Consider the following 24,962-nt stretch of genomic DNA (forward strand, 5'->3'; position numbering starts at 1 on the left):
CGCTCAGGCCGCGGACTCCACCCGGGGGAACAGCGGCGCGAGGCCGTTGACGCTGGTCCCGGGCTTCAGCACGCCCCAGGAACCGGCCTCGCGGATGGGCTGGTCCTGCAGACGGCCGAGCGTCTCCGCGGCGCCGAGCGCGATCCACAGCTTCTCGGTCGACTCCGGCATGACCGGCGACAGCAGCACGGCGAGCGCGCGCAGACCCTCGGCACAGGTGTACAGCACCGTGCCCAGACGCTCGCGCTGGTCCTCGTCGCGGGCCAGGGCCCACGGCTCGTTCTCCGTGATGTACCCGTTGAGCGCGTCCACGATGGTCCAGATCGCCGAGATGGCTTCGTCGATGCGGAACTGCTCGATCGCGGCATCCGCGTTCTTCGCCGCGTCCGCCACGATCTTCTGGATCCCGAGGTCCTTCTCGGTGTAGTCCGCCGCGGGAGGGACGATGCCCTCGAAGTACTTCTCGATCATCGCGGTCGTGCGCGAGGCGAGGTTGCCGAAGCCGTTCGCGAGCTCCGCCTGATAGCGGGCGGACAGGTCCTCCCAGGAGAACGAGCCGTCCTGGCCGAACGCGATCGCCGACAGGAAGTAGAAGCGGTAGGCATCCGAGCCGAAGACGTCGGTGATCTCGGTCGGAGCGATGCCGGTGAGCTTCGACTTCGACATCTTCTCGCCGCCGACGAGCAGCCAGCCGTGCGCGAAGACGCCCTTCGGCACGTCGAGCCCCGCCGCCATCAGCAGGGCGGGCCAGATCACGGCGTGGAAGCGCAGGATGTCCTTGCCGACCACGTGGTAGGCGGGCCAGCGCCGCGCGAAGGTCTCCTCGTCGGACCCGTAGCCGACAGCCGTGGCGTAGTTGAGCAGGGCGTCGACCCACACGTAGATGACGTGCGACTCGTCCCAGGGCAGCGGGATGCCCCAGTCGAACGTCGACCGCGAGATCGACAGGTCCTTGAGGCCCTGGCTCACGAACGACACGACCTCGTTGCGCGCCGAGTCGGGGCGCACGAAGTCGGGCTGGGTCCTGTACAGCTCGAGCAGCGGCTCCTGGAACTCGCTGAGCTTGAAGAAGTAGTTCTTCTCCTGCAGCAGTTCCAGCGGCTTCGAGTGGATCGCGCAGACCTTCAGCCCCTCGAAGGGTCCCGTGCCGTCGACGATCTCGGACTCGGGCTTGAACTCCTCGCAGCCCACGCAGTAGAGCGCCTCGTACTCGCCGGCGTAGATGTAGCCGCGGTCGTAGAGCCGCTGGAAGAACGTCTGCACGTTCGTCTCGTGGCGCTCCTGTGTCGTGCGGATGAAGTCGTCGTTCGCGACGTCGAGCGTCTTCAGCAGCGGGAACCAGCTCTCGCTGACGAGCTTGTCGACCCACTCCTGCGGCGTCACGCCGTTCGCCGCCGCGGCGCGCAGCATCTTCTGCCCGTGCTCGTCGGTGCCCGTGAGCATCCACGTGTCGTCCCCGCCCTGGCGGTGCCAGCGGGCGAGCGTGTCGACCGCCACCGTCGTGTACCCGTGGCCGATGTGCGGCACATCGGAGGGGTAGTAGATGGGCGTGGTGATGTAGAAGGAGTCGCCAGCGGGCATGGGGACAATTCTAGGTGCCCCCATGCCCGTGGTTACGCCGTCGTGTTCCTCAGAGCCCATTGCGGCGGGCGACCTCGCCGAGCCAGGCGAGAGACGGCTTCGGGAACCGCTCGAAGGTCTCGTGGTCGAAGCCGATGAGACCGAAGGTCGGCCGGAACCCGCTCGCCCACTCGTAGTTGTCCAGCGCGCTCCAGTGCTGGTACGCGCGCACCTCGATGCCGTCGCTGATGGCGCGGTGCAGGCCCTCCAGTGCGCCCTGCGTGTAGGCGATGCGGCGGGTGTCGTCGGCCGTCGCGATGCCGTTCTCCGTGACGAGCACGGGGACGCCGCCGCTGCGCTCCCACGCGCTGCGCACGCCCAGCTCGAGGGCCTCGGGGAAGAACTCCCAGCCCGTGAGAGTCGTCTCCACGTCGGGCGACACCGGCAGCGGCCCCTCCGGACCGATGAACGTGCGGGTGTAGGCCTGCACGCCCACGAAGTCGTCGCCGGCGGACTGCTCCAGGTACCAGTGGTCGCGCGGGTCACCGTACTGCGCGAGCATCTCGTCGGCGCCCGGCTCGCCCGTGGAGTGGAAGGCCTGGGTCGCGATGGTCCAGCCGGCCTGCACGCCCGGCACCGTGTGCAGGATCTCCGACGCCCTGCGGTGCGCCTTCAGCAGCGTGTCTGCCACTCCCAGATCCGGGTTGGGCAGGCCGAAGGCGACGAGGTTCGCCGCGTCCTCTCCCCCGGCCAGCATCGCCGCGATGTTCGGCTCGTTGATCGTGCACACGTAGCGCACGCCGTCGAGGATCGGCAGCACGGTCTCCACGTAGCGGGAGAACAGGTCCACCGCGTCGTCGGCACGCCAGAAGCCGTCCTTCTGGAACCACTGCGGCACCGTGAAGTGCATGAGCGTGACCGTCGGGTCGAGCCCGTTCTCCCTGGCAGTGTCGATCATCCGGCGGTAGTGGTCGAGCATCGCCCGCGAGACGAACCCGCGCTCCGGCTCGATCCGCGCCCACTCGACCGAGAACCGGTAGGAGTTCAGCCCGGCCTCGGCGAGCAGCCGCATGTCCTCCGGGTAGCGGTGGAGGTGATCGGCGGCGTCTCCGGAGGGCTCGACCATGGTCGAGTCCGGCGCGTGTTCCATCGCCCACCAGTTGCTGGTGGTGTTGTTGCCCTCCACCTGGTGGGCGGCGGTCGCGGCGCCCCAGAGGAAACCGTCGGGGAATGCGAGCACGGATGCGCTCCTCTCGTTGTCTATCGGATACGTGATGGGTTGGGGACGGCGTCGAGCAGCTCGACCGTGTACGGGTCCTCGGGGTGCTGCAGGACCTGCGAGGTCTCGCCGCGCTCGACGACGCGGCCGCGGTTGAGCACGAGGATGTTCTCCGTGACGAGGCGCGCGCTCAGCAGGTCGTGCGTGATGTAGAGCATGCTGATGCCCCAGCGCTCGCGCAGGTCCTCCAGCAGCGCGAGCACGCCGGCGCGGAGCGAGACGTCGAGCATCGACACCGGCTCGTCCGCGATGAGCACCTGCGGGTCGCTCGCGAGCGCACGGGCGATCACGACGCGCTGCCGCTGCCCGCCGGAGAGCTGGTGCGGCAGCTTGGCCGCGAACTGCTCGACCGGGGTGAGGCCCACCGTCTCCAGCAGTTCGAGCACGCGCGCCCGCGCCTCCGCCCCGCGCAGCCGCGTGTAGTTCACCACGGGACGGGTGAGGGCGTACTCCACGGTGTGCAGCGGGTTCAGGGCCGCGTACGGATCCTGGAACACCATCTGGACGTCCTTGCGCAGGTCGCGCAGGCCGCGGCGCTTGAGCGTCGCCACGTCGGTGTCCCCGAAGCGGATGGTGCCCGAGGTGGGCTTCTCGACGCCGGTGAGCATCTTGGCGATGGTCGACTTGCCCGAGCCCGATGCGCCCACGAGGGCGAGCGCCTCCCCCGGCTCCAGGCGGAACGACACGTCGTCGACCGCCACGACCGGTTCCTGCCCGCGGCGCGGCGCCGGATAGCGCTTCGAGACGCCCTCCACCACGATCGCGGCGTCGGCACGGCGGGCGTCCCGCTGCGACACCGTCGGCAGCGTCTCGGTCACATCCGTCCTGCTGCGTCCCTCCCGGCGCCGGGTGCCGAGGTCGATGAACCCCGGGATCTCGATCTTCTCGGCCCGCGGATCGGCGTAGTGGCTCAACAGCATCCGCGTGTACTCGTCCTGCGGACGATGCAGGATGTCCCGGCTCGGGGCATCCTCGACGATGCGTCCCTCGTGCATGACCATCACCCGGTCGGTCGCCTCGAGGACGATGCCGAGATCATGGCTGATGAGGATCGCGGTGAAGTGCTCGGAGCGCTGCAGCTCCTGGATCGTGTCCATGACCGCGTGCTGCACGAGCACGTCGAGCGCGGTGGTCGGCTCGTCGAACACCATGAGCTGCGGTTCGAGCGACAGGGCGAGCGCGATCGAGGCGCGCTGACGCATCCCGCCGGAGAGCTCCCCCGGGAAGCGGTCCAGCACCTCGGGCTTCAGGCCCACCTTGCCGACGAGCTCGCGCGCCCTGGCTTCGCGGTCCTCCTTCGGGACGTGACCGTGTGCGGCGAAGATGTCGCGGAAGTGGTTGCCGACCGTGCGGACGGGGTTGAGGGCGTTCATGCCGGACTGCAGCACCATGGCGAACCCGCCCTGACGCTGACGGCGCAGCTCCTCGGCGTCGAGCTCGCGGATGTCGCGGCCGTCGAACAGGATGCGACCCCCGCTGATGCGCGCCGGCGGCTTCTGCAGCCGGGTCAGCGCGAAGCCGAGCGTGGACTTGCCGGAACCGGACTCGCCGACCAGCCCGACGAACTCGCCACGGCGCAGTGTGAAGGACACGTCGTGCACGGCCTGGACCGGCTGCTGCCCTGGCGAGGCGTACTCGATGGACAGGCCCTGGACGTCGAGCAGGATGTCGTTGTGCTCCATGGCGCTCATCGGCCCTTCCCCTCGCGCAGGCGCGGATTGGAGATGCCGTCCACGCCGAAGTTGATCAGTGTCAGACTCAGCGCCAGCAGGGCGATGCAGAGACCGGGTGCGAACAGCAGCAGCCACTGCCCGGTGAGCAGGGAGTTGGAGTTCTGCGCCCAGTAGAGCATCGTGCCCCAGCTGACGATGCTGGAGTCGCCGAGGCCCAGGAACTCGAGCCCCGCCTCGGCGAGGATCGCGGCGGTCGCCGCGCCGAACAGCGTGCCGGCGATGATCGACGTCATGTTCGGCAGGATCTCGCGGAACACGATCCGTGCTCGACTGTCGCCGGAGAACTGCGCCGAGGTGACGAAGTCGTTGCCGCGCAGCGACTGCGTCTGGCTGCGGAGCACGCGCGCGCCCCACGCCCAGCCCGTCACGACGATCACCGCGATGATCATCAGGATTCCGCCGTTCTGCAGGTAGGCGGCGATCACGATCATGAGCGGCAGGCCGGGGATCACGAGGAAGAGGTTCACGATGAACCCGATGACCTCGCCAGCGAAGCCGCGCATGTACCCCCAGCTGAGGCCGATCAGGACAGCCACGATCGTGGAGAGGATGCCGGCGGCGAAGCCGACCAGGAGGCTGACCTGCGCGCCGAAGATGAGCTGGCTGAGCACGTCCTCCCCTGCGGCCGTCGTCCCGAGCCAGTGTGCCCAGGAGGCGTCGGCGTTGCGCTCGAAGGTGTTCTCCTTGGGGTCGTACGGCGCCAGCAGCGGCGCGAACACGGCCACCAGCACGAAGAAGCCGAGGATGCAGAGGCCGAGTCTGGCCTTGCCGTTCGACCACAGGGTGCCGACCATCCGCCCGAAGGCGCGCCAGGGACTGGGCGCCGCGATGCGGTCGGCGGGGATCTTGACGTTCATGGTGGAGGTCATCGGCGTGTCCTTGGGTCCAGCACCCCATACAGGATGTCCACGAGGAAGTTGGCGATGAGCACGCTGACGGTGATCATCAGGAAGAGCGCCTGCATGAGCGGGTAGTCCTGCCCGATCACGGCGTTGAAGAGCAGATAGCCGATGCCCGGATAGCCGAACACCTGCTCCACGAGGATCGATCCGCCGACCACGCCGCCGAGGGTGAGTCCGAATCCGGTGAGGTTCGGCAGGATCGCGTTGCGCGCGGCGTAGCGGAGGGCGATCGTGCGGCCGTGCAGACCGTTCGCCTCGCCGAAGGTGATGTAGTCCTCGCCGAGCGTGTTGATCATGGCGTTGCGCATGCCGATGATCCAGCCGCCGAGGGAGGTGAGCAGGATCGTCAGCGCCGGCAGGAACGCGTGGCTCAGCAGATCGCCGAGGAAGTCCCAGGTGAACCCGGGGGTCGTCGTGGCGGAGTAGGCGCCGGTGGTCGGGAACCAGTGCAGCACGTAGCCGAAGAAGAACAGCAGCAGCAGCGCCGTCCAGAAGTAGGGGAACGTGCTGAGGAACGACCCGGTCAGCGTCGGCAGCGTGTCGAGCCACGTGCCGCGGCGCCAGGCGGCCGCGACGCCGATCAGGGTGCCGATCACGAACGCGAGGATCGTGACGATGCCGACGAGCCCGATCGTGTACGGGAGCGCGGTCGACACCATGCTCGACACCGACTGCGGATAGAAGGTGTACGAGACGCCGAAGTCGAGCCGGACCACCTGTCCGAGATAGGCGATGTACTGATCCCACAGCGAGCCGGTCGGCACACCGAGCTGGGCTTCGATGGCGGCACGCGTGGCGTCCGACACCGGCCCGTTCTGGGACAGCTTCGCGATCGCGGCATCCGCCGGGGAACCCGGCATCATCCGCGGGAGGAAGAAGTTCAGGGTGACCGCCGCCCACAGGGTGAGCACGAACAGGCCGAGCTTCTGGAGCACGTACTTCACTTGTCGTCCTCCTTCACGCGCTCGAGCCGCGTGAAGATGCCCAGCGGCGCGGAGTCGTAGTTCTGCGGGATCATGTACGGGTCTTCCTCACTGGGCCAGCCGGTGAACTTGGCGTCGCTGAACAGGCCCCAGATGCCGCCGTAGTACAGGCCGATCACGGGCATCTCGTCGTAGACGAGGCGCTGCAGCTCCTTCACGATCTCGCCCTGGCGGTCGGTGTCGACGGTCTCGCGGTACTCCGCCAGCAGCGCATCGGCCTCGTCCGAGCGGTAGCGCTCGAAGTTGTTGGCTGTCGCCTCCCCCGACGGCACGTAGAACTCGCTGGAGAGCAGGTTGTTGTACGCCTGGTAGACGTCGCCGTTGCCCATGCCGCCGATCGCCATCTCGAAGTCGCCGTTGCTGATCGCGCTCTGGTATCCGGCCGGCTGGGGCAGCTTGAGCGTGACCTTCACGCCGACCTCGGCGAGCTGGCTGCGGACGGTCTGCGCCGCCCTGGTCCAGTCGGAGTAGCCGTTGGCGGTGGTGAGGGCGAACTCGAGCTGCTCGCCGTTCGCGTCGACGAGTCGGTCGCCGTCGAGCGTGTACCCGGCTTCGGCGAAGGCGGCGAGCGCCGCATCCTCGTCCTGCGTGATCAGGCCCTGATCGGGGATGCTGGGGTCGAGGTACTGTTCCTGGTTGGGCAGGATGAGTCCGGTCTGGCCGGCCGGCTTCATGTACCCCTCGGACGCGGTCTCCGCGATCTCGTCGCGGTCGAGCGCGAGGGCGATGCCGCGGCGCACGTTCACGTCGTCGAAGGGAGCGACCTCGAGGTTCGGCATCAGCGCGATCACGCCTCCCGGCGGGAACCACCAGGTGTTGTGCGGACTGGCCGCTCCCCAGGTGCCCTCGACGTCGGAGATGAACGAGTAGGCCCAGTCGTAGCCGCGCGTGACGGTGTCCAGCTGCGAGTTGGTGGCCGGGAGGATGATGTGCTCGATCTCGATCGAGTCGGCCTGCCAGTAGTCGGGGTTCTTGTCCATCGAGTACTGCTGGTCGTTGTAGTTGCCGAGCACGAAGGGCCCGGTGCCGACCGGCTTCTCGTTGCGGTACGTGCCGGGGTCCTTCACGTCGGCCCAGAGGTGCTCCGGCACGATCATGGTCTGCCCGAGGATCGACAGCGAGGGGGCGTCCTCGGTCTTGAGGTGGAGGATCACGTCGTCGCCCACGGTCTCGACGCTGTCGAGGTGCTGCCATGCGCCCTTGATGTCGAGAGAGGGGTTGTCCTTGAGCAGCTGGAAGGTGAAGGCCACATCCTCCGGCGTCAGGTCTTCGCCGTCGCTCCACTGCACGCCGTCGCGGATCGTCATCTCGATCGTGCGCGCATCCGGCTGCTCCCACTCGGAGGCCAGCCAGGGCTTCTGCTCGCCGTCGAGCGGGTTGATGAGGATCAGCGGTTCGTAGATCCACCGCGAGGCCGTGCGGGTGTTGGTGAGGTACGGGTTGAAGTTCCTCGTGAAGAACGGGTTGCCCTTGTCGGCGTTGATCAGCATCGTGTCGTCGCCGATGGAGGGATCGGGTTGCGAGGTGATCTGGATGCTGCAGCCGGTGAGCGCGATCGCCGCTGCCGCCAGACCCGCGACGGCCGCTCTGCGCCACCGTCGGAACGTGTGCGTCTCTGCCACTGGAATCCTCATGTCGTCTCTGTCATGAAGGGCGTTCCCCGTCGGAGCGCCCGCACGGCCGAAGCCGCCTCAGCGATTGTAAGCGCATACATTTTGGGATCGCAACCCCTTGACAGAGCGCCGACGAGGACGGCGGGAGCTCAGTCCGCCCGGCGCGAGCTCTCCCGCAGGAGGATCCGCAGCGGCAGTCTCGCGGTCAGCGGAGGGGCGTCGCGCTGCTCCAGCCGGCGGGCGAGCACCTGCACCGCCGCGCGTCCCAGCTCGATCATGGGCTGGCGGATCGTGGTCAGGGGCGGCACGGAGAGCGCCGTCGCCTCGATGCCGTCGAACCCGGTGACGAGCACATCCTGCGGCACCAGGACACCGGCCGCGCGGAACACGTCCAGCGCGCCCAGCGCCATCTGGTCGTTCGCCGCGATCAGCGCGGAGGGCACCCCCGTCCGCAGCAGCTCCTCGGCCGCGCGTCGCCCCGAGGCGCGCGTGAAGTCACCGCGGATGACGTCGACGGGAGCGCGTCCGGCCGCGGCGACCGCCGCCGTCACGCCCTCCCGCCGCTGCTCGCCGTCCGGGGAATCCGCGGGGCCGGCGAGGAAGACCACATCGCCGTCTCCGACCTGCGACAGCACGTGCCGCGTCAGCTCCCCCATCGCCTCGGCGTTGCTGACCGTGACGTGGTCGTAGTGGTCGCCGCGTGGGGGTCCGGACAGGACCACCACCGGGATGCGGCGCGCGAGGTTCGCCAGCACGTCGTCCGGGACGCTCCGTGCGAGCACCATCAGTCCGTCCACCCGGCCGGCCATGTCGCGCACGGTCGAGCGATCCGGATCATCCCGGCCGACGCCCACCATCAGCACGAAGCCCTGCTTCCACGCCTCCAGCTCGGCGCCCCGGAGCACCTCGTCGAGGAAGAGCATCGAGGTGTGCGCATCCGCATCCGTGCCGTCCGCGACCACCGTGAACGGCGGCGCCGCCCGTCCCCCGGCGGAGAGCACGTCGAGCGCGGGAGCATCGTCGGCCGCATCGAACCCGGGGAAGTACAGCCCCAGCACCCCCGTGCGGCGCTCGGCCAGACCCCGCGCGCTGCCGCTGGGCACGTACCCGAGAGCGGCGACGGCGTCGAGCACGCGCTCCCGTGTGACCGGACGCACCGCCTCCGGCGAGCGCAGCACGCGGGAGACGGTCGCGATCGAGACCCCCGCCCGGTCGGCGACGTCGTACACGGTCGCGGCCCTGCTCACGGTCACGCTCCTCCGGAGCGGGCGGCGAGAGCGGCCTGGTAGAGGTCGCGGGAGGACAGGCCCGTGAGGGCGGCGACCTCTCCGGCGGCGTCCTTCAGGCGCGTGCCGTCGGCGACGAGCCGCTGCACCTGGGCCAGGGCGTCCTCCGCCGAGGTCTCGCGACGCGCTGCTCCTTCGACGACCACGACGATCTCGCCCTTGACGCCGTTCTCGGCCCAGGCGACGAGCTCGGCCGCTGTCCCTCGGCGCACCTCCTCGTAGAGCTTGGTCAGCTCACGGCACACCGCGATCCGGCGGTCCTCCCCAAACGCCGCGCCGATGTCCGCCAGAGCGCTCGCGAGACGGGACGGCGACTCGAAGAACACCATCGTGCGCGGTTCGGCGGCGAGCGCGCGCAGCGTCGCGCGACGATCCCCCGGCTTGCGGGGCAGGAAGCCCTCGAATGTGAAGCGGTCGGTGGGCAGGCCGGAGATCGCGAGGGCCATCAGCACCGCACTGGGGCCCGGGATGGCGGTCACCGTGACGCCCTGCGCCACCGCCTCGGCGACCAGCCCGTAGCCGGGATCGCTCACGGTCGGCATGCCGGCGTCGCTCATCACGACGATGTCGGTCTCGGCGGCCAGGGCGGCCAGCTCGGCGGCCTTCTGCTTCTCGTTGTGGTCGTGCAGGGCGATCAGACGCGGACGGTTGGCGATCTGCAGGGCCTGCAGAAGGCGCTGCGTGGTGCGGGTGTCCTCGGCGACGAGCACCTCGGCGTTCTCCAGCACCTCCACCAGGCGTCGCGACGCGTCGCCGAGGTTTCCGATCGGAGTGGCGGCGAGGATGATCACCCGCCCAGCTTATGCGCGCGGGGCGCAGCCGCCGGAGAAGGCTCGTTGTCTAGGCTGGACCGGTGACCGCGCCCGTGCCTCTTCTTCCCGCTCCCGAGGAGCGGCTGACGCGGTACGGGCGACTGCGCGACCGCCTGCTGCGGAACCCGGACTGGGCGCGCGCGATCCGGTGGCTGGCACCTCTCGTGGTGACGGCCCTCGCCGCGGTGCTGCGCCTGGCGAATCTCGCGCACCCGGCCCAGCTCGCGTTCGACGAGACCTACTACGTCAAGGACGCATGGTCGCTGTGGACGCTCGGCTACGAGGGCACCTGGGGCGAAGGGGCGGACGACGCGTTCCTCGCGCGACAGGATCTGCCGCTGTCCGAGCAGGGGGCGTTCATCGTGCATCCCCCGCTCGGCAAATGGCTGATCGCCCTCGGCATGGCCATCGGCGGTCCGGACAACAGCGCGGGATGGCGGCTGGCCACGGCACTCCTCGGCACCGGTTCCGTCCTGCTGGTGTACCTGATCGCCCGGCACCTCAGCGGATCCGTGGTCGTCGCCACCGTCGCCGGCACCCTGCTCGCGATCGACGGCGTCAGCATCGTGATGAGCCGGATCGCCCTTCTCGACGGCATCCTGACGTTCTTCGTCCTGCTCGGGGTCCTGTTCCTGCTGCTCGATCGACGGCGCACGATCCCGCAGCTCGAGAAACGGGACCCGGACGCGCCGGACCCGTTCTGGGGTCCCGTGCTGTGGCGTCGGCCGTGGCTGGTCGCCGCCGGCCTCGCCCTCGGCGCCGCGTCCGCGGTGAAATGGTCGGGGCTGTACGTGCTGGCGGGCTTCGGACTCTACGTCGTCGTCACGGACGCCCTCGCCCGCCGACGCGCCGGCGTGGTGCTCTGGCCGACGGCTGCGGCGTTCCGGCAGGGCCCCGTGTCGTTCGTCCTGCTCGTCTTCCCCGCCCTCGCGGTGTACCTCGCGAGTTGGACGGGGTGGCTCGTGACCTCGGGCGGCTACGACCGCCAGAGCGACCCGAACCCGCTGATCGCCCTGTGGAACTACCACCAGTCGATGCTCGGCTTCCACGTCGGTCTGACCCGGGGGCATCCGTACGCCAGCCCCGCCTGGGAATGGCCGTTCCTGCTGCGCCCGACGGCGGTCTGGGTCGGCGACGATCCGGGCGCCTGCGGCACGGACCACTGCATCGCGGTGATCTCCGCGATCCCGAACCCGCTCATCTGGTACGGCGGCGTCGCGGCCGCCGTCTACCTGCTGTACCGCCTGGTGCGCGGCTGGATCCGCCGGCAGCCGGTGGGTCCCGAGTTCAGCGTCCCGCTGGTCGGGCTCGCCGTCACATACCTGCCGTGGCTCATGTTCCCCGAGCGGACGATCTTCCAGTTCTACACGGTCGTGATGATGCCGTTCCTCGTGCTGGCGCTCGCGATGACGCTGCGGGTCATCGCCGGCGCGCGCGAGGACCCGCTGCACCGACGGCAGTCGGGCGAGCGCACCGTCCTGATCTTTCTCGGGTTCGTGGTGCTGGTGTCGGCGTTCTTCCTGCCGCTGTGGACGGGGATGAGCGTGCCGTATCCGTTCTGGCTGCTGCACAACTGGCTGCCCGGCTGGATCTGACCCCGCTAGGACCCGTCCGCCGCCACGTGATCCACGAGCGGGAGCACGCGACCGGAGAGGTGCGTGCGCATCGCGATGGACGAGGCGGTGCGTGCGACGCCCGGGACCAGAGCGACCCGGTCGAGCACCTCCTGCAGCCGCGTGGCGTCGCGCGCCACGAGCCGCAGCTGCATGTCGCTCGCGCCCGTCACCGTGTGCATGTCGACGATCTCGGGGACGGCGTCCGCGAGCGCCGTCGCCACCTCGTCGTGCCCGATCTTCTGGTCGATCTCGACGAGGCAGAACGCGACCACGCCGTAGCCGAACCCGGCCGGGTCGATGCGCGGCACGATCGCCTCGATCACACCGCTTTCGTGCAGGCGGGCGAGGCGGCTGGTCGCGGTGCCGCGCGCGATGCCCAGCCGCCGTGCGCACTCCAGGATCGGCAGCTGCGGCGACTCCGTGAGCAGCCGGATCAGCTGCGCGTCGAGGCGATCGATGCGCATCGTCACTCCCGCGGGACGCCGGGCCTCGCCACGCCCCTGGTCGCGCGGGCGACGAGGAGGAGCACGGCCGTGAGTCCGAGGGTCAGCAGCAGCTGGATGCGCGCGGCCTCATCGATCATCGCCAGCGCGATCACCGCGGTGAGCAGCAGCAGACACAGCCACGACAGCCAGGGGAAGCCCCACATCCGCATCGGCATCTCGTCGCCTGCGCGATCCGCACGACGGCGGAGGATGATCTGCGCCACCGCGGTCGCGGTCCAGATGACGAGCAGCGTCGAGCCGACCACGTTGAGCAGGGCCGGCAGCACCACGTCGGGGAACGCCCAGTTCAGCCCCACCGTGACGAACCCGAAGGCGACCGAGGCCAGCACCGCGACGAACGGCACGCCCTTGAGGCTCGTCCGGGTCGCAGCCAGAGGAGCGAGGCCCCGCTCCCCCAGCGAGTACGCCATGCGGGAGGCGCCGTAGATGTTGGCGTTCATGGCCGACAGCAGCGCGATGATCACGATGAGGTCCATCACGAGACCGACGCCCGGCACGTTCAGCGTCTCGAGCACGGCCGAGAACGGGCCGGCCTTCACCGCCGGGTCGTTCCACGGGAGCACGGCCACGATCACGAAGATCGATCCGACGTAGAACACCAGGATGCGCACGAGCACCTCGCGCACGATCCGACGGATGTTGTGCGCGGGATCGTTCGACTCCGCGGCGGCGATCGCGACGACCTCGGTGCCGCCGAACGCGAACACCACGATCAGCAGGGCGCCCGCGATGCCCGCGATGCCGTTCGGGGCGAAGCCGCCGTTGTCGACGAGGTTCGAGATGCCGGTCGCCGGCACATCGGGGATGAGTCCCACGATCGCGCACACGCCGACCACGAGGAAGGCGATGATGGCCGCGACCTTGATCGCCGCGAACCAGAACTCGAAGCGGCCGTAGTTGCGCACGCCGAACAGGTTCACCGCGGTCAGCGCGACGACGAAGATGAGCACCCACACCCAGGCCGGGATGCCGGGGGTCCAGTTCGCCACGATCGCACCGGCGCCGGTGGCCTCGGCCGCGATCACCACGACCAGCTGGATCCAGTACAGCCAGCCCACCGCGCTGCCGGCGCTGCGCCCCATGGCCTTCTGGGCGTAGGAGCTGAAGGCGCCGGAGCTGGGGCGCGCCGCGACCATCTCGGCCAGCATCGCCATCACGAGCACCACGATGACGCCCGCCACGAGATACGAGACGAGGACGGCGGGCCCCGCGATGCTGATCGCCTGGCCCGAGCCGACGAACAGGCCGGCGCCGATCGCGCCGCCGAGTCCCATCATCGAGATCTGACGACGGGTCAGTCCCGGGTGCAGACCCTTGGTGGTCGTCGTGGTGGTGGGCACCTCGGTCACGGGATCGTTGGTCATGCGCCCATCGGTCATGCGTTCACCTCGGCGAGCTCGGTCTCGAGGGCGGCTTCCACCCGGTCGATGTCCTCCGCGGAGCCCGAGGAGATGCGGACGCCCTCGCCGGGGAAGGCGCGCGCGACCACACCGCCCTCCTGGAGCAGTCGTTCGAGCTCCGCTGTGCGGTCCCCGGCGGGCACCCAGACGAAGTTGGCCTGCGAGCGGACGGCGGGCCATCCGGCGGCGGTGAGCACGTCGTACAGGCGGTCGCGCTGGGCGACCACCTCGTCGATACGCGTCGCGAGCTCGTCCTCGGCGTCGAGGGACGCGAGGGCAGCGGTCTGGGCGAGGTCGGTCACGCCGAACGGCACCGCCACCTTGCGCTGGTTCTCGGCGACGGCGGCGGGCGCGATCGCGTAGCCGATCCGGAGCCCGGCGAGCCCGTAGGCCTTCGAGAAGGTGTGCAGCACGGCGACGTGGGGGTGCCGGCGGAACAGCTCGATGCCGGCTCCTCTGCTCTCGGTGCGGTCGAAATGCACATAGGCCTCGTCGATCACGACCAGCACGTCGTGCGGCACCGCAGCGACGAAGCGCTCCAGCTCATCGGCGTCGACGACCGTGCCGGTCGGGTTGTTCGGGTTGCACACGAAGATCAGCCGCGTGCGCGGGGTGATCGCCGCGAGCATCGCGTCCAGGTCGTGCGCGTGGTGCGCGTCGAGCGGCACGGGGACGGGCGTGGCCCCGGCGATGCGCACGAGCGAGGGATACGCCTCGAACGACCGCCAGGCGAAGACGACCTCGTCGCCGTCACCGGCGACCGCGTGGATGAGCTGGGCGGCGATCTCGACCGACCCGGCGCCCACGGTCACCTCGGACAGGTCGACGTCGTAGCGGGCGGCGAGGCGCTCGCGGAGCGCGGCGGCGCTCATGTCCGGGTAGCGGTGCAGCGTGGCCAGGCGCGCGGTGACCGCGTCGACGACGGACGGCAGCGGCGGGTGCGGGGACTCGTTGGAGGAGAGCTTCGAGGCACCGGCGGGCGCCGAGCGCCCCTGCCGGTAGGCGGGGACGGCGTCGAGTCCTGGACGGGTGGGAAGGGGCATCGTCAGAGCGTCCTTGCTGTGATCGGGTGAGGTGTCGCGCAACAGTAGAACGGATGACGTCGACTGGGCAAACGGCGCACCGCACGCTGCGCATCCCGCGCAACCGGCACCGCCGGGTGGGGGGAAGCCTGGGCAGATTGTCCAGGTCGAGCGGACGGGGCCGCCGTCCGTGCTCAGCGGGTCGCACTCACCTCGGCCGGGTCGCTCACCGGCAGCCGGCACACGAACGCTCGGCAGTCGTAGGCCCGCTCCGCCGTCGTGTCCTTCCCCTCGAACAGGGCGAAGCCGGCATCCGCGAACCGTCGCGCCTGATCAGGGGCGACCACGGCGACGACCTCGGCCTCCGCGCCCCTGGCGGCATCGGCGAGGGCGCCGTCGCGAGCGGCGGTGACCACGACGAGCTGTCGGGGCGGCAGGGCCAACCCAGCCGCGACCCGCAGGAGGGTACCGTGCGCGAACGGCTGCTCGAGCGACCGCGCAGCCAGAGTGCGCACGATCCCGGTCGCCTCCTCCCGGTACCCCTCCCCTGCGCCGAGCCACCACGCGGTCAGCGCGGCCCCGGCGACGGCGGCCGCGTCGGAGGGGAGGTCGCCGTCGGTGTGGTCGGGGGACGACGCGATGCCCTGCGCCGACAGCAGCGGGTCGCGTCCGCCGCCGCCTGCGATCGCATGGTCGAGGATGCCCCGTGCGGTCGTCGCCCACTGCAGCTCTCCGGTGGCGAGCGCCAGCGCGAACAGCCCATCCGCGAGCAGGGCCAGGTCGGCGACCGTCGCGACGGCAGCGGAGGCCCGCCCGTCGAGGGACGCCCGCACCAGCACACCGTCGGAGTCGCGGTTCGCCCGCAGCACGGCATCCGCCGCGGCGACGGCCGCGTCGATCCAGGCGCTCTCGTCGAAGGCCGCACCGGCGCGGGCGAGTGCTCCGATCGCGAGGCCGTTCCAGCCGGTGATGACCTTGCCGTCCACGGCCGGCGGCTCCAGCTCCGCCCGCTCGGGCACAGGACGGAGGTAGTAGCCGCCCTCACTGCGCGCCCCGTCGATGACCGACTCGGAATCCTGGGCGGCTCCGAATCCGCCGTCCTCGCGTCGGAGCACCCCGACCAGGAACGCGGCGATGCCCCGCACGACCTGCTCGTCGCCGGCATCGCGGGCGACATCGAGAAGCTGTGCATTGTCGGTCAGCATCCGCTCGTAGTGCGGCACCGTCCAGTCACGCTGGGTGGCGTACCGGAAGAACCCGCCGTCGGCATCGCGCAGATCCGAGTCCGCCATCGCGGCGAGCGCACGCCCGGCCGCTGCCGCCGCATCCGGCGCGCCCTCGCGCACCAGCGGGTGCTGCAGGAACCGCAGCGTCGTCGCGACCGGGAACTTCGGTGCGGCCCCGAAACCCCCGAACTGCCGATCCTCCCGCTGGGCGATCGCCGTCGCCGCCGCCGCGATCGCCGCGGGGTCGGGGAGGTCGGAAGGCGAGGTCTCCGCGGCGCGGGCGAGGGCCTCGGTCACGGCATCCGCGGACTCCTCCGCCTGCGCGCGGCGCTGCGTCCACGCCTCGCGCACCGCAGCGAGCACGTCGCGGAACGCAGGCATCGGCGCACGCGCCTCGGGCGGCCAGTAGGTGCCGGCGTAGAAGGTGCGCCCCCGGGGAGTGGTGAACACGGTGAGCGGCCAACCGAGGTTCTGCGTGAACGCCGAGGCCGCAGCCATGTAGGCGCCGTCGACCTGAGGGTGCTCCTCGCGGTCGACCTTCACGGCCACGAAACCGTCGTTGATCAGGGCCGCCGTCGCCGGGTCGGCGAACGACTCCCGCGCCATCACGTGGCACCAGTGGCAGGTGGAGTAGCCGATCGAGATCAGCAGGGGCACGTCGCGCCGCTGCGCCTCGGCGAACGCCTCCTCTCCCCACGGGTACCAGTCGACGGGATTGTCGGCGTGCGCGCGCAGGTACGGGCTGAGGGTCTCGGCGAGCCGGTTGGTCATGTGGCCAACGCTACGCCGCGTGGGGTGGGGAGTCAGCCCACCAGGAGCTCGACCGGACGCGACGCCGCATAGCCGACCAGCGGCAGGGCACGCTCGGCGGCGAGGGCGATGCGGGCCCGCAGCACCTCGGACGCGATCTCGTAGCCGTCGAAGTCGGTGTTGCTCGCGTACACCCCGACCGGGAGGGTGAGCGCCTGGAAGAAGGCGAACAGCGGGCGGAGCTGGTGCTCGATGATCAGGGCGTGCTTCTCGCCGCCGCCCGTCGCCGCGAGCAGCACCGGCTTGCCCACCAGGTCGTACTGGCCGACGAAGTCGAACAGGTGCTTGAACAGCCCCGTGAACGAGGCACGATAGACCGGGCTGCCGACGATGAGCAGATCGGCCGACTCGATCGCCTGCAGCTGCGCCTCGACCTCGGGGGCCAGCTGGTCGCGCTGCAGCGCACCGGCCAGGCCGGGACCGATCTGCGTCAGTTCGATGAGCTGCGCGTCGACCTCGGCACGCTCGCCGATCGCGGCCGTGATCGCACGGACGAGGGCGGTGGTCTTGCTCGGCTCGTGCAGGGATCCCGACACGGCGACGACGCGGAACGGAGCTGTCATGGCCTCGACGGTACTCACGACGACGCCCCGTGTCGCGCGCGGCGACACGGGGCGTCATGTGAGCGGAGAGCGGAGGTCAGTTGACCTCGTCCGGGTGCGACCCCACGCGACCGGAGCCGTCGAGCGGGTCGAGTGCATCGATCGCGGCCACTTCAGCATCGGTCAGCTCGAACCCGAACACGTCGAGGTTCTCGCGCAGACGCTCGGGGCGCACCGACTTCGGGAAGACGATGATGCCCTTCTGCAGGTGCCAGCGGAGCACCGCCTGCGCCGGGGTGACACCGTGAGCTGCAGCGGCATCCGCGACGGCCGGGATGCCGAACAGGTCGTACTTGCCCTGTCCGAGCGGGCCCCACGCCTCGATGCGCACGTCGTTCGCGTCCGCCCAGGCGACCTCCTCACGGCGCTGGTACGCGGGGTGCAGCTCGATCTGGTTGACGGCGGGCACGACGCCGGTCTCCTTCACGGTGCGCTCCAGGTGCGGGACGAGGAAGTTGGAGACGCCGATGCTGCGCGTCAGACCGGCCTCGCGCAGCTCGACCAGCTTCGCGAACGCGTGGACGTAGTCGTCCTTGGCCGGGGTGGGCCAGTGCACGAGGTACAGGTCGACGTGCTCGAGGCCGAGCTTGTCGAGGCTCTCGCCGATCGCGGCGCGGGGCTCCTCGCCGTGGTGGCGGTCGTTCCAGAGCTTCGTCGTGACGAACAGCTCGTCCCGCGGGATGCCCGAGGATGCGATGGCCGCGCCCACGCCCTCCTCGTTGCCGTAGATCGCGGCGGTGTCGATGTGGCGGTAGCCGATCTCGAGGGCCTCGCTCACGGCGCGCTCGGTCTCTGCCGGCGGCACCTTGAAGACGCCGTAGCCGAGCTGGGGGATGGAGTGGCCGTCGTTCAATTCGAGTGCAGGAATGGTCATGGCCCCAGCCTATGACCTGTGATGACAGGCCAGCCAAGCCCCTTGACGAAAGACGTCAATCGAGACCGTCGAGCCCCCGCGACATCGCCTGGAAGGCATCGACCGCCCGCTCCGCCGGGCGAGGTCCTGCCGTGTCGGCCGCCCACTGCTCGAAGCCGACGCGGATGGCGTCCGTCGCGACGGCGGCGAGGAGGCGTGCGTGCCACGCGCCGAGCCCACGCTGTTGGAGGATCTCCCGGAGCTGGCGTTCGGAGTCGTCGTTGACGCGGAGCCAGACGTCGCGCATGGCCGTGTCGTCGTCGAGTCCGCGGAGCACTCCGCGCATCGTCTCCAGCTCCTGTCCCTCGCCTCCCGAGAGCTGCGACCGGATCACCGCGGGGATCTGCGCGCGCAGCGACTGCTCGCCGACCTCCGCGAACGCCTCCTGCCATCTCCGGGCTCCGACGCGGAGGATCGGGGCGATCGCATCCTCCTTGCGTGCGAAGTAGCGATAGAACGTGCGCACCGAGACTCCTGCGCGCGCGGCGATCTGCTCTGCGGTGACACCGGCGACACCCACCTCGGCGAACAGTCCCGCAGCCGCGGCGGCGATCTCGCGCTCGGTCACCGCCTTCCGGCGCTCGGTCAGATTCGAGGTCTCCACGGACTCAGCGTAAGGGAATACCCGACGTTGATGACAGGTTGAGCCCAGGTGGCACGATCTGCCATATAGGCATAGTCTGCCCATCAGGGTCGCCGATATCGCGACATCACCAGAGAAAGGGAAGTCCATGAACCGCTACGAAGGACGCAGGGCGCTCGTGACCGGAGGAGGATCGGGCATCGGCCAGGCCACGGTGCTGCGGATGCTGCGCGAGGGCGGCACCGTCGTCGCCGCCGATGTCAGCACCACAGGCCTCGAGGACACGGTCGCCAAGGCGGGGCCGCTGGCCGAGCGCCTCACGACCGTCACGATGAACATCGCGGACGAGGCCTCCGTCACCGCGGGCGTCGCCGAAGCCGTCGCGATCCTCGGCGGGCTGGACGTGCTGGTGAACGCCGCAGGGATCCTGCGCTCTTCGCACACCCGGGAGACGACTCTCGAGCAGTTCGAGCAGGTCATCCGGATCAACCTGATCGGCACGTTCCTCGTGATCCGCGAGGCGATCCCCGCCCTGCTCGAGGGCACGTCCTCCGCCGTGGTCAACTTCAGCTCGACCTCCGCCGGATTCGCCCATCCCTACATGGCGGCCTACGCGGCCAGCAAGGGCGGCGTGCAGTCGATGACCCATACCCTCGCCGCCGAGTACGCCAAGAGCGGGATCCGCTTCACCGCGGTGCAGCCCGGTTCGATCTCCTCCGGGATGACCGACGGCACGGGCCGGAGCGGTCAGAGCAACGGTCCCGGCCTGCCGTCCGATGCCGACATGAGCCTGTTTATGAAGCTCTCCCCCGCCATCGGCCAGGGCTTCGCCGGACCGGAATCGGTCGCCGGCGTGGTGGCGATGCTCGCGAGCGAAGACGGCGCCTTCATCACCGGCACCGAGGTGCGCATCGACGGCGGCACCCACTTCTGAAAGGGCCGGGGAGGGGCGGTCAGCGTCGCGGCACCGCCGCCATCGCCGCCGCTCCCCGACCGACCAGGCGCTCCAGCGGTCCGCGGCCGAAGAACATCGACCACAGCGTCGTCGCGATCAGCAGCCCCACCGCGGTCGCCGCCCAGAAGCCGTTGTTCGAGAAGAAGCCGCCCGGACCGCCCACCAGCGCCACCGAGAGGACATGCGCGCTGTATGCCGTGAGCGGCATGGACCCGAGGGCGCCGAGCGGCAGCAGCGGCCACCGCAGCGGCCTGCTCAGCAGGAGACACAGCGCGACCACGGCCAGCGCGAAACCTCCCGAGCCCAAGATCTCGGCCGTGCCCCCGCTGTGCGGTTCCACCGCGAACACGGCGCGCAGCACCGCGCCGAGGGGATCGACGGCGGCGAGCGCCTGCGGGTAGTCCTCCCAGCCCGAGGGCGAGATCAGGTCGCCCTCGATGTCGCCGTCGATGATCGAGCTGCTCCCGCTCCCTCCGCCGACCCCGGCCGCCTGTCCGATGCCGCCCAGACCGTACCCGACGACGGCGAGCACGACGCCCACGGCGAGCGCGACGACCGCCGTCCGCACCTGATCGACCCGGAGTCGACCGAGCGCCATGCCGCCCAGCACGAACGCCATCCACACGGTCAGCGGATAGGAGCCGTACAGGACGAATCCGATCCCCGAACCGTAGGGGTTCAGCGCGACGGCGCTCAGGAGGGCGAGCAGGGCGGGACCGACCACCGCGAGCACGGCGGCGCCGGTCAGCAGCTGCCACGGTCGCCAGCGCAGCACCGGGATCACCGCCACGTACAGCAGCCCGTACAGCGTGAGGATCACGGCGATCGGGGTGTTCAGCATCTCCAGCCCCAGACCGATCACGAAGATCACGGCTCCGCGGCCGATCAGGTTCAGCCGGATCCCGGGGATGCGTTCCCGCTCCGGGAGCGCACTGCGACCGGTCATGAGCGCGATCGAGACCCCGGCGAGCACCGCGAACAGGATCGAGGAGCGCCCATGCACCAGATCCGTCCACGTCGACGGGTCGAGCCACTCGAACGGCTCGGTCTCGCCGATGTGCGCCCCCGCCATGCCGAGGATCGCGAGCCCTCTGGCGACGTCGAGGCCGAGGATGCGCGGCGGCCGCCCGAACTCGTGGAACCAGCGCAGCGCTCTCGTCATCCGACGATCGTATGTGCTCGATCCCGGCATACGATGGAGGGCTATGTCTTCCCCCGTGATCTCCTATCCCCCGGAGCTGCCGGTCAGTGCCGCCAGGGCCGAGATCGCCGACGCCATCCGCGACCACCAGGTCGTGATCGTCGCCGGCGCCACCGGATCGGGCAAGACCACGCAGCTGCCCAAGATCGCGCTCGAACTCGGACGCGAGCGCATCGCGCACACGCAGCCCCGACGTCTCGCCGCCCGCACGATCGCGGAGCGCGTCGCCGAGGAGCTCCAGGTCGAGCTCGGCACGCTCGTCGGCTACAAGGTGCGCTTCACCGACAAGGTGTCAGACGCCACCCGCATCGCCCTGATGACCGACGGCATCCTCCTGAACGAGATCCACCGCGACCGGCTGCTCACCCGCTACGACACGATCATCATCGACGAGGCGCACGAGCGCTCCCTCAACGTCGACTTCCTGCTCGGCTACCTCGCCCGCATCCTCCCGGAGCGCCCCGACCTGAAGGTGATCATCACCTCGGCGACGATCGATCCGGAGAGCTTCGCGAAGCACTTCGCCGCGCAGGACGGCACCCCGGCGCCGATCATCGAGGTCTCCGGGCGCACCTATCCGGTGGAGATCCGCTACCGCGGGCCGGTCGACGACGCCGACGACGACGCGGCGTCCGGCGGCGAGCCGGAGGACGAGGTCTCCGCCATCGTCTCCGCCCTGCGCGAGCTCGACCGCGAGCCGCCCGGCGACGTGCTCGTCTTCCTGCCCGGCGAGGCCGAGATCCGGGATGCGGCCGATGCCGTGCGCGGCGCCTATGCGAAGGACCGCTCCCCCACGGAGGTGCTGCCGCTGTTCGGCCGCCTCTCCGCCGCGGACCAGCACCGCGTGTTCGAACGTAGCCGCGTCGCCGGCGTGCGCCGTCGGGTGATCCTCGCCACCAACGTCGCCGAGACGAGCCTCACGGTCCCCGGCATCAAGTACGTGATCGACACCGGCACCGCCCGCATCTCGCGGTACAGCAACCGCTCCAAGGTGCAGCGGCTCCCCATCGAGCCGATCTCGCAGGCGTCCGCGAACCAGCGTTCCGGTCGCGCGGGCCGCACGAGCGACGGCATCGCGATCCGCCTCTACTCGGAGGAGGACTACGCGGCGCGGCCCGAGTTCACCGAGCCGGAGATCCTGCGCACGTCGCTGGCCTCGGTCATCCTGCAGATGCTGTCGCTCGGCTTCGGCGACATCACCGCGTTCCCGTTCCTCACCCCGCCCGACTCCCGGGGAGTGAAGGCCGCGTTCGATCTGCTCACCGAGCTGGGTGCCGTCACCCTTCGGCCGGCTCAGGGACCAGGTCAGGGTTCCCCACACCTGACCCGCATCGGCCGCGAGATCTCGCGCATGCCGATCGATCCGCGGTTCGCGCGCATGCTGATCGAGGCGGGACGCCCTTCGACAGGCTCAGGGACCCACTCGTCGGTGACACGCGACGTGCTCGCGATCGTGTCAGGGATGACCATCCAGGATGTGCGGGAGCGACCGGAGGAGCGCCGGGAGGAGGCGGATCGCCTGCACGCGCGGTTCGTCGACCCGACCAGCGACTTCCTGACCCTGCTGAACCTGTGGAACCACCTGCGCGAGCAGCAGCGCGAGCTCGGTTCGAGCGCGTTCCGTCGACTGTGCCGCTCCGAGCATCTGAACTACGTGCGGGTGCGCGAGTGGTTCGACGTGCACCGTCAGCTGCGCACGCTCGTGAAGACGAGCGACCGTGGCGGGGATGGCGGGGGCGCCAGCGACCCCGATGCGATCCACCGCGCCCTGCTCTCCGGCCTGCTCTCGCAGATCGGCATCCTCGACGAGCGCACCGCCGCCGCCGGCAAGACGCGGCACATCGCCGAGTACCGCGGAGCGCGCGGCATCCGCTTCTCGATCTTCCCGGGCTCCGGGCTGCGCAAGAAGAGCCCCCGTGCGGTGATCGCCGCCGAGATCGTCGAGACCTCCCGCACGTTCGCCCGCACGGTGGCTGCGATCGATCCGGCCTGGGCCGAACCCCTCGCCGGAGACCTGGCCAAGCGCCAGGTGACCGAGCCGCACTGGTCGAAGGACGCCGGGGCCGCTGTCGCGTTCGAGAAGGTGACGCTGTTCGGTCTGGAGATCATCCCGCGTCGGCGCGTGCAGTTCGCCCGTATCGACAGGGCGGCCTCGCGTGAGCTCTTCGTGCGGCACGCGCTCGTCGAGGGCGAGTGGGATCCGACGCGGATCGACAAGCGGGTGAGCTCGTTCTGGCGCAGCAACGCCGAGCTGCGCAGACGCCTGGAGAAGCTGGAGGAGCGCGAACGCCGTCGCGACATCCTCGCGGGCGACGAAGCCGTGTTCCGCTTCTACGACGAGCGCATCCCCGCCGAGGTCTTCGACGTGCGCTCGTTCGAGGCCTGGTGGCGCGAGGCCATGGCCGCGACGCCGAAGCTGCTCGTGATGCGCGAGAGCGACCTGATCGACGACGAGGAGCGCGCGGATCAGCGCGAGTTCCCGACACGGTGGACGCAGGGCGACCAGGTGCTCGGCCTCGCCTACCGGTTCGAGCCCGGAGCCGCGGACGACGGCGTCAGCGTGGTCGTGCCGCTGCCGCTGCTCGCCCAGCTCGAGGACCGCGGCTTCGACTGGCAGGTTCCCGGTCTCCGCGCCGAGCTGGTCACCGGACTGCTGCGTGCGCTCCCCAAGGCGATCCGTCGTCATGTGGTGCCCGCCGCCGACTGGGCCGAGAAGTTCGGGGCCGAGCTCGCCGAGGAGGGACCGGAATCGCACGGTGGGCTGCCGCCGCGCACGCTCAAGGAAGCCCTCGCCCGTCGTATCCAGCCGCTCGCCAATCAGCTGGTCTCGGCCGCCGACTTCGACGACGAGCGGGTGCCGGCGCACCTGCGCACGAACTTCCGTGCCGTGGACGAGCGCGGCAGGATCGTCGGCTCCGGACGCGACCTGCGCGCGCTCCAGACGCAGCTCTCCGACCGCGCCCGCAGCAGTGTCGCCCGCTCGATCGCCGCCCCTCCGCGCGCCGCCACCCCGGGGACGAAGCAGGGCGCGGAACGTGTCGCCGCCGCGCCGGTCGAGCAGACCGGTCTGACGAGCTGGACGTTCGGGGAGTTGCCCGAAGTCCTCGACACCCGCGTCGCCGGGGGCGTCGTGCGCGGCTATCCGGCCATCGTCGACCAGGGCAAGAGCGTCTCGGTACGGGTCGAATCCACCCCCGATGCCGCCGCAGCCGCCACCCGCGACGGCGTGCTGCGGCTCGTGCTGCTGGGCGTGCCCTCGCCCTCGTCGTACGTGCAGGAGCATCTCACGAGCCAGGAGAAGCTCGCTCTCGCGGCCTCCCCCTACGCGTCCGCCGCCGCGCTGATCGAGGACTGTCGCAGGGCCGTCGCGCGCGCCGTGATCGAGGACATAGCGCCGACCGGGATCGTCCGCAGCGAGGCGGAGTTCACGCGTGTGCGCGACGCGGTGTCGACCGTGCTCGTCGACCGGCTCTTCGCCTGCGTCTCGCTGGTCGCCCGCATCCTGACGAAGTCCCGCGACGTGGAACGCGGCATCAAATCGCAGAACTCGCTCGCCCTGCTCGGCCCGCTCAACGACATCCGCACCCAGCTGAGCGGTCTGCTGCATCCGGGCTTCGTCTCCGCGGCCGGCGTGGATCGGCTCGCGCATTTCCCTCGCTATCTCGAGGGAATGCTGGACCGGCTGAAGACGCTCGCCAGCGAGCCGGGCAAGGACCGCGCCCGCATGACGGAGTACGAGCGGATGGCGAAGGCGTTCGAGGATGCCGGGGGAACCATCCCCCTCGCACCCGACGCGCCGCGCACCCTCGTCGAGGTGCGCTGGCTGCTGGAGGAGTACCGCGTCAGCGTGTTCGCCCAACGGCTCGGCACGGCGCAGCCGGTGTCGCCGCAGCGGATCATGAAGGCGCTCACCGGGCGCTGAGCCGTCGCCTCCGCCCTCGGCACGGGTAGCCTGAACGC

General features: G+C 70.3%; 19 protein-coding genes. 3 read left to right on the plus strand and 16 right to left on the minus strand.

Going from position 1 to position 24,962, the window contains the following annotated elements; genetic code table 11:
* Window positions 1-3: 3 nt before the first annotated feature.
* The 8 genes from metG to rsmI all read right to left on the minus strand — a co-directional run bounded on the left by metG (window position 4) and on the right by rsmI (window position 10,147).
* Window positions 4-1,581 carry a methionine--tRNA ligase gene (gene metG / locus CSX12_RS12755; RefSeq protein WP_124896027.1) on the minus strand — a complete coding sequence of 526 codons (1,578 nt, stop codon included), beginning with the start codon at window positions 1,579-1,581 and terminating at the stop codon, window positions 4-6.
* A gap of 49 nt (window positions 1,582-1,630) precedes the next feature.
* Window positions 1,631-2,800: a family 1 glycosylhydrolase gene (locus CSX12_RS12760; protein WP_124896028.1), complete on the minus strand. Its 1,170-nt coding sequence runs from the start codon at window positions 2,798-2,800 to the stop codon at window positions 1,631-1,633.
* A gap of 20 nt (window positions 2,801-2,820) precedes the next feature.
* Entirely contained in the window at window positions 2,821-4,530 is a 1,710-nt protein-coding gene (locus CSX12_RS12765) for an ABC transporter ATP-binding protein (RefSeq protein WP_100248749.1), read from the minus strand.
* Entirely contained in the window at window positions 4,527-5,441 is a 915-nt protein-coding gene (locus CSX12_RS12770; RefSeq protein WP_124896029.1) for an ABC transporter permease, read from the minus strand. Before CSX12_RS12770 ends, CSX12_RS12765 begins: the two co-directional genes overlap by 4 nt.
* Window positions 5,438-6,418, minus strand: coding sequence for an ABC transporter permease (locus CSX12_RS12775; RefSeq protein WP_017202594.1), 981 nt, complete (start codon window positions 6,416-6,418; stop codon window positions 5,438-5,440). Before CSX12_RS12775 ends, CSX12_RS12770 begins: the two co-directional genes overlap by 4 nt.
* Window positions 6,415-8,079, minus strand: coding sequence for an ABC transporter substrate-binding protein (locus CSX12_RS12780; RefSeq protein ID WP_124896030.1), 1,665 nt, complete (start codon window positions 8,077-8,079; stop codon window positions 6,415-6,417). Before CSX12_RS12780 ends, CSX12_RS12775 begins: the two co-directional genes overlap by 4 nt.
* Window positions 8,080-8,219: 140 nt before the next feature.
* Window positions 8,220-9,317 (minus strand): LacI family DNA-binding transcriptional regulator, encoded by a 1,098-nt coding sequence (locus tag CSX12_RS12785; protein WP_241160458.1) that lies wholly within the window; start codon window positions 9,315-9,317, stop codon window positions 8,220-8,222.
* 2 nt (window positions 9,318-9,319) lie between these two features.
* Window positions 9,320-10,147 carry a 16S rRNA (cytidine(1402)-2'-O)-methyltransferase gene (gene rsmI, locus CSX12_RS12790; protein WP_124896032.1) on the minus strand — a complete coding sequence of 276 codons (828 nt, stop codon included), beginning with the start codon at window positions 10,145-10,147 and terminating at the stop codon, window positions 9,320-9,322.
* A 62-nt stretch (window positions 10,148-10,209) separates the two neighbouring features.
* On the opposite strand from rsmI, the gene CSX12_RS12795 reads away from it, so the two are divergent.
* On the plus strand, window positions 10,210-11,763 hold the full coding sequence (locus tag CSX12_RS12795; RefSeq protein WP_124896033.1) for a phospholipid carrier-dependent glycosyltransferase: 1,554 nt from the start codon (window positions 10,210-10,212) through the stop codon (window positions 11,761-11,763).
* A 5-nt stretch (window positions 11,764-11,768) separates the two neighbouring features.
* Here CSX12_RS12795 and CSX12_RS12800 read toward each other — a convergent pair whose 3' ends face one another.
* The 7 genes from CSX12_RS12800 to CSX12_RS12830 form a co-directional block, all read right to left on the minus strand.
* Window positions 11,769-12,248, minus strand: coding sequence for an Lrp/AsnC family transcriptional regulator (locus CSX12_RS12800; RefSeq protein ID WP_124896034.1), 480 nt, complete (start codon window positions 12,246-12,248; stop codon window positions 11,769-11,771).
* Between the two features lie 2 nt (window positions 12,249-12,250).
* Window positions 12,251-13,669 (minus strand): amino acid permease, encoded by a 1,419-nt coding sequence (locus CSX12_RS12805; protein WP_241160459.1) that lies wholly within the window; start codon window positions 13,667-13,669, stop codon window positions 12,251-12,253.
* Window positions 13,666-14,733 (minus strand): histidinol-phosphate transaminase, encoded by a 1,068-nt coding sequence (gene hisC, locus CSX12_RS12810; RefSeq protein ID WP_124896035.1) that lies wholly within the window; start codon window positions 14,731-14,733, stop codon window positions 13,666-13,668. The genes CSX12_RS12805 and hisC overlap by 4 nt, the downstream gene beginning before the upstream one ends.
* A gap of 173 nt (window positions 14,734-14,906) precedes the next feature.
* On the minus strand, window positions 14,907-16,709 hold the full coding sequence (locus CSX12_RS12815) for a DUF255 domain-containing protein (protein WP_124896036.1): 1,803 nt from the start codon (window positions 16,707-16,709) through the stop codon (window positions 14,907-14,909).
* Window positions 16,710-16,741: 32 nt separating this feature from the next.
* Window positions 16,742-17,311, minus strand: a complete 570-nt coding sequence (gene msuE / locus CSX12_RS12820; RefSeq protein ID WP_124896037.1) for an FMN reductase — start codon at window positions 17,309-17,311, stop codon at window positions 16,742-16,744.
* A gap of 76 nt (window positions 17,312-17,387) precedes the next feature.
* The gene (locus CSX12_RS12825) at window positions 17,388-18,224 is read right to left on the minus strand and encodes an aldo/keto reductase (protein ID WP_124896038.1); all 837 of its coding nucleotides are present in this window, start codon (window positions 18,222-18,224) and stop codon (window positions 17,388-17,390) included.
* A 55-nt stretch (window positions 18,225-18,279) separates the two neighbouring features.
* On the minus strand, window positions 18,280-18,867 hold the full coding sequence (locus CSX12_RS12830) for a TetR/AcrR family transcriptional regulator (protein WP_017202607.1): 588 nt from the start codon (window positions 18,865-18,867) through the stop codon (window positions 18,280-18,282).
* 127 nt (window positions 18,868-18,994) lie between these two features.
* Between CSX12_RS12830 and CSX12_RS12835 the strand changes: the two genes are divergently transcribed.
* Window positions 18,995-19,780: an SDR family oxidoreductase gene (locus CSX12_RS12835; protein ID WP_124896039.1), complete on the plus strand. Its 786-nt coding sequence runs from the start codon at window positions 18,995-18,997 to the stop codon at window positions 19,778-19,780.
* A 19-nt stretch (window positions 19,781-19,799) separates the two neighbouring features.
* Here CSX12_RS12835 and CSX12_RS12840 read toward each other — a convergent pair whose 3' ends face one another.
* Window positions 19,800-20,963, minus strand: a complete 1,164-nt coding sequence (locus CSX12_RS12840) for a heparan-alpha-glucosaminide N-acetyltransferase domain-containing protein (protein ID WP_124896040.1) — start codon at window positions 20,961-20,963, stop codon at window positions 19,800-19,802.
* Between the two features lie 43 nt (window positions 20,964-21,006).
* Between CSX12_RS12840 and hrpA the strand changes: the two genes are divergently transcribed.
* A complete protein-coding gene (gene hrpA, locus CSX12_RS12845; RefSeq protein WP_124896041.1) occupies window positions 21,007-24,924 on the plus strand; it encodes an ATP-dependent RNA helicase HrpA in 3,918 nt (1,305 codons plus the stop codon).
* Window positions 24,925-24,962: the final 38 nt, after the last annotated feature.

The organism is Microbacterium sp. Y-01, assembly GCF_003856715.1.
In the GTDB taxonomy this organism is placed as follows: Bacteria; Actinomycetota; Actinomycetes; order Actinomycetales; family Microbacteriaceae; genus Microbacterium; species Microbacterium algeriense.

Bases quoted from the DNA above. Each gene is read 5' to 3' on its own strand.
- metG (WP_124896027.1), bottom strand. From the start codon at position 1,581: ATGCCCGCTGGCGACTCCTTCTACATCACCACGCCCATCTACTACCCC.
- CSX12_RS12765 (WP_100248749.1), bottom strand. From the start codon at position 4,530: ATGAGCGCCATGGAGCACAACGACATCCTGCTCGACGTCCAGGGCCTG.
- CSX12_RS12770 (WP_124896029.1), bottom strand. From the start codon at position 5,441: ATGACCTCCACCATGAACGTCAAGATCCCCGCCGACCGCATCGCGGCG.
- CSX12_RS12800 (WP_124896034.1), bottom strand. From the start codon at position 12,248: ATGCGCATCGATCGCCTCGACGCGCAGCTGATCCGGCTGCTCACGGAG.
- CSX12_RS12805 (WP_241160459.1), bottom strand. From the start codon at position 13,669: ATGACCGATGGGCGCATGACCAACGATCCCGTGACCGAGGTGCCCACC.
- hisC (WP_124896035.1), bottom strand. From the start codon at position 14,733: ATGCCCCTTCCCACCCGTCCAGGACTCGACGCCGTCCCCGCCTACCGG.
- CSX12_RS12815 (WP_124896036.1), bottom strand. From the start codon at position 16,709: ATGACCAACCGGCTCGCCGAGACCCTCAGCCCGTACCTGCGCGCGCAC.
- msuE (WP_124896037.1), bottom strand. From the start codon at position 17,311: ATGACAGCTCCGTTCCGCGTCGTCGCCGTGTCGGGATCCCTGCACGAG.
- CSX12_RS12825 (WP_124896038.1), bottom strand. From the start codon at position 18,224: ATGACCATTCCTGCACTCGAATTGAACGACGGCCACTCCATCCCCCAG.
- CSX12_RS12835 (WP_124896039.1), top strand. From the start codon at position 18,995: ATGAACCGCTACGAAGGACGCAGGGCGCTCGTGACCGGAGGAGGATCG.
- CSX12_RS12840 (WP_124896040.1), bottom strand. From the start codon at position 20,963: ATGACGAGAGCGCTGCGCTGGTTCCACGAGTTCGGGCGGCCGCCGCGC.
- hrpA (WP_124896041.1), top strand. From the start codon at position 21,007: ATGTCTTCCCCCGTGATCTCCTATCCCCCGGAGCTGCCGGTCAGTGCC.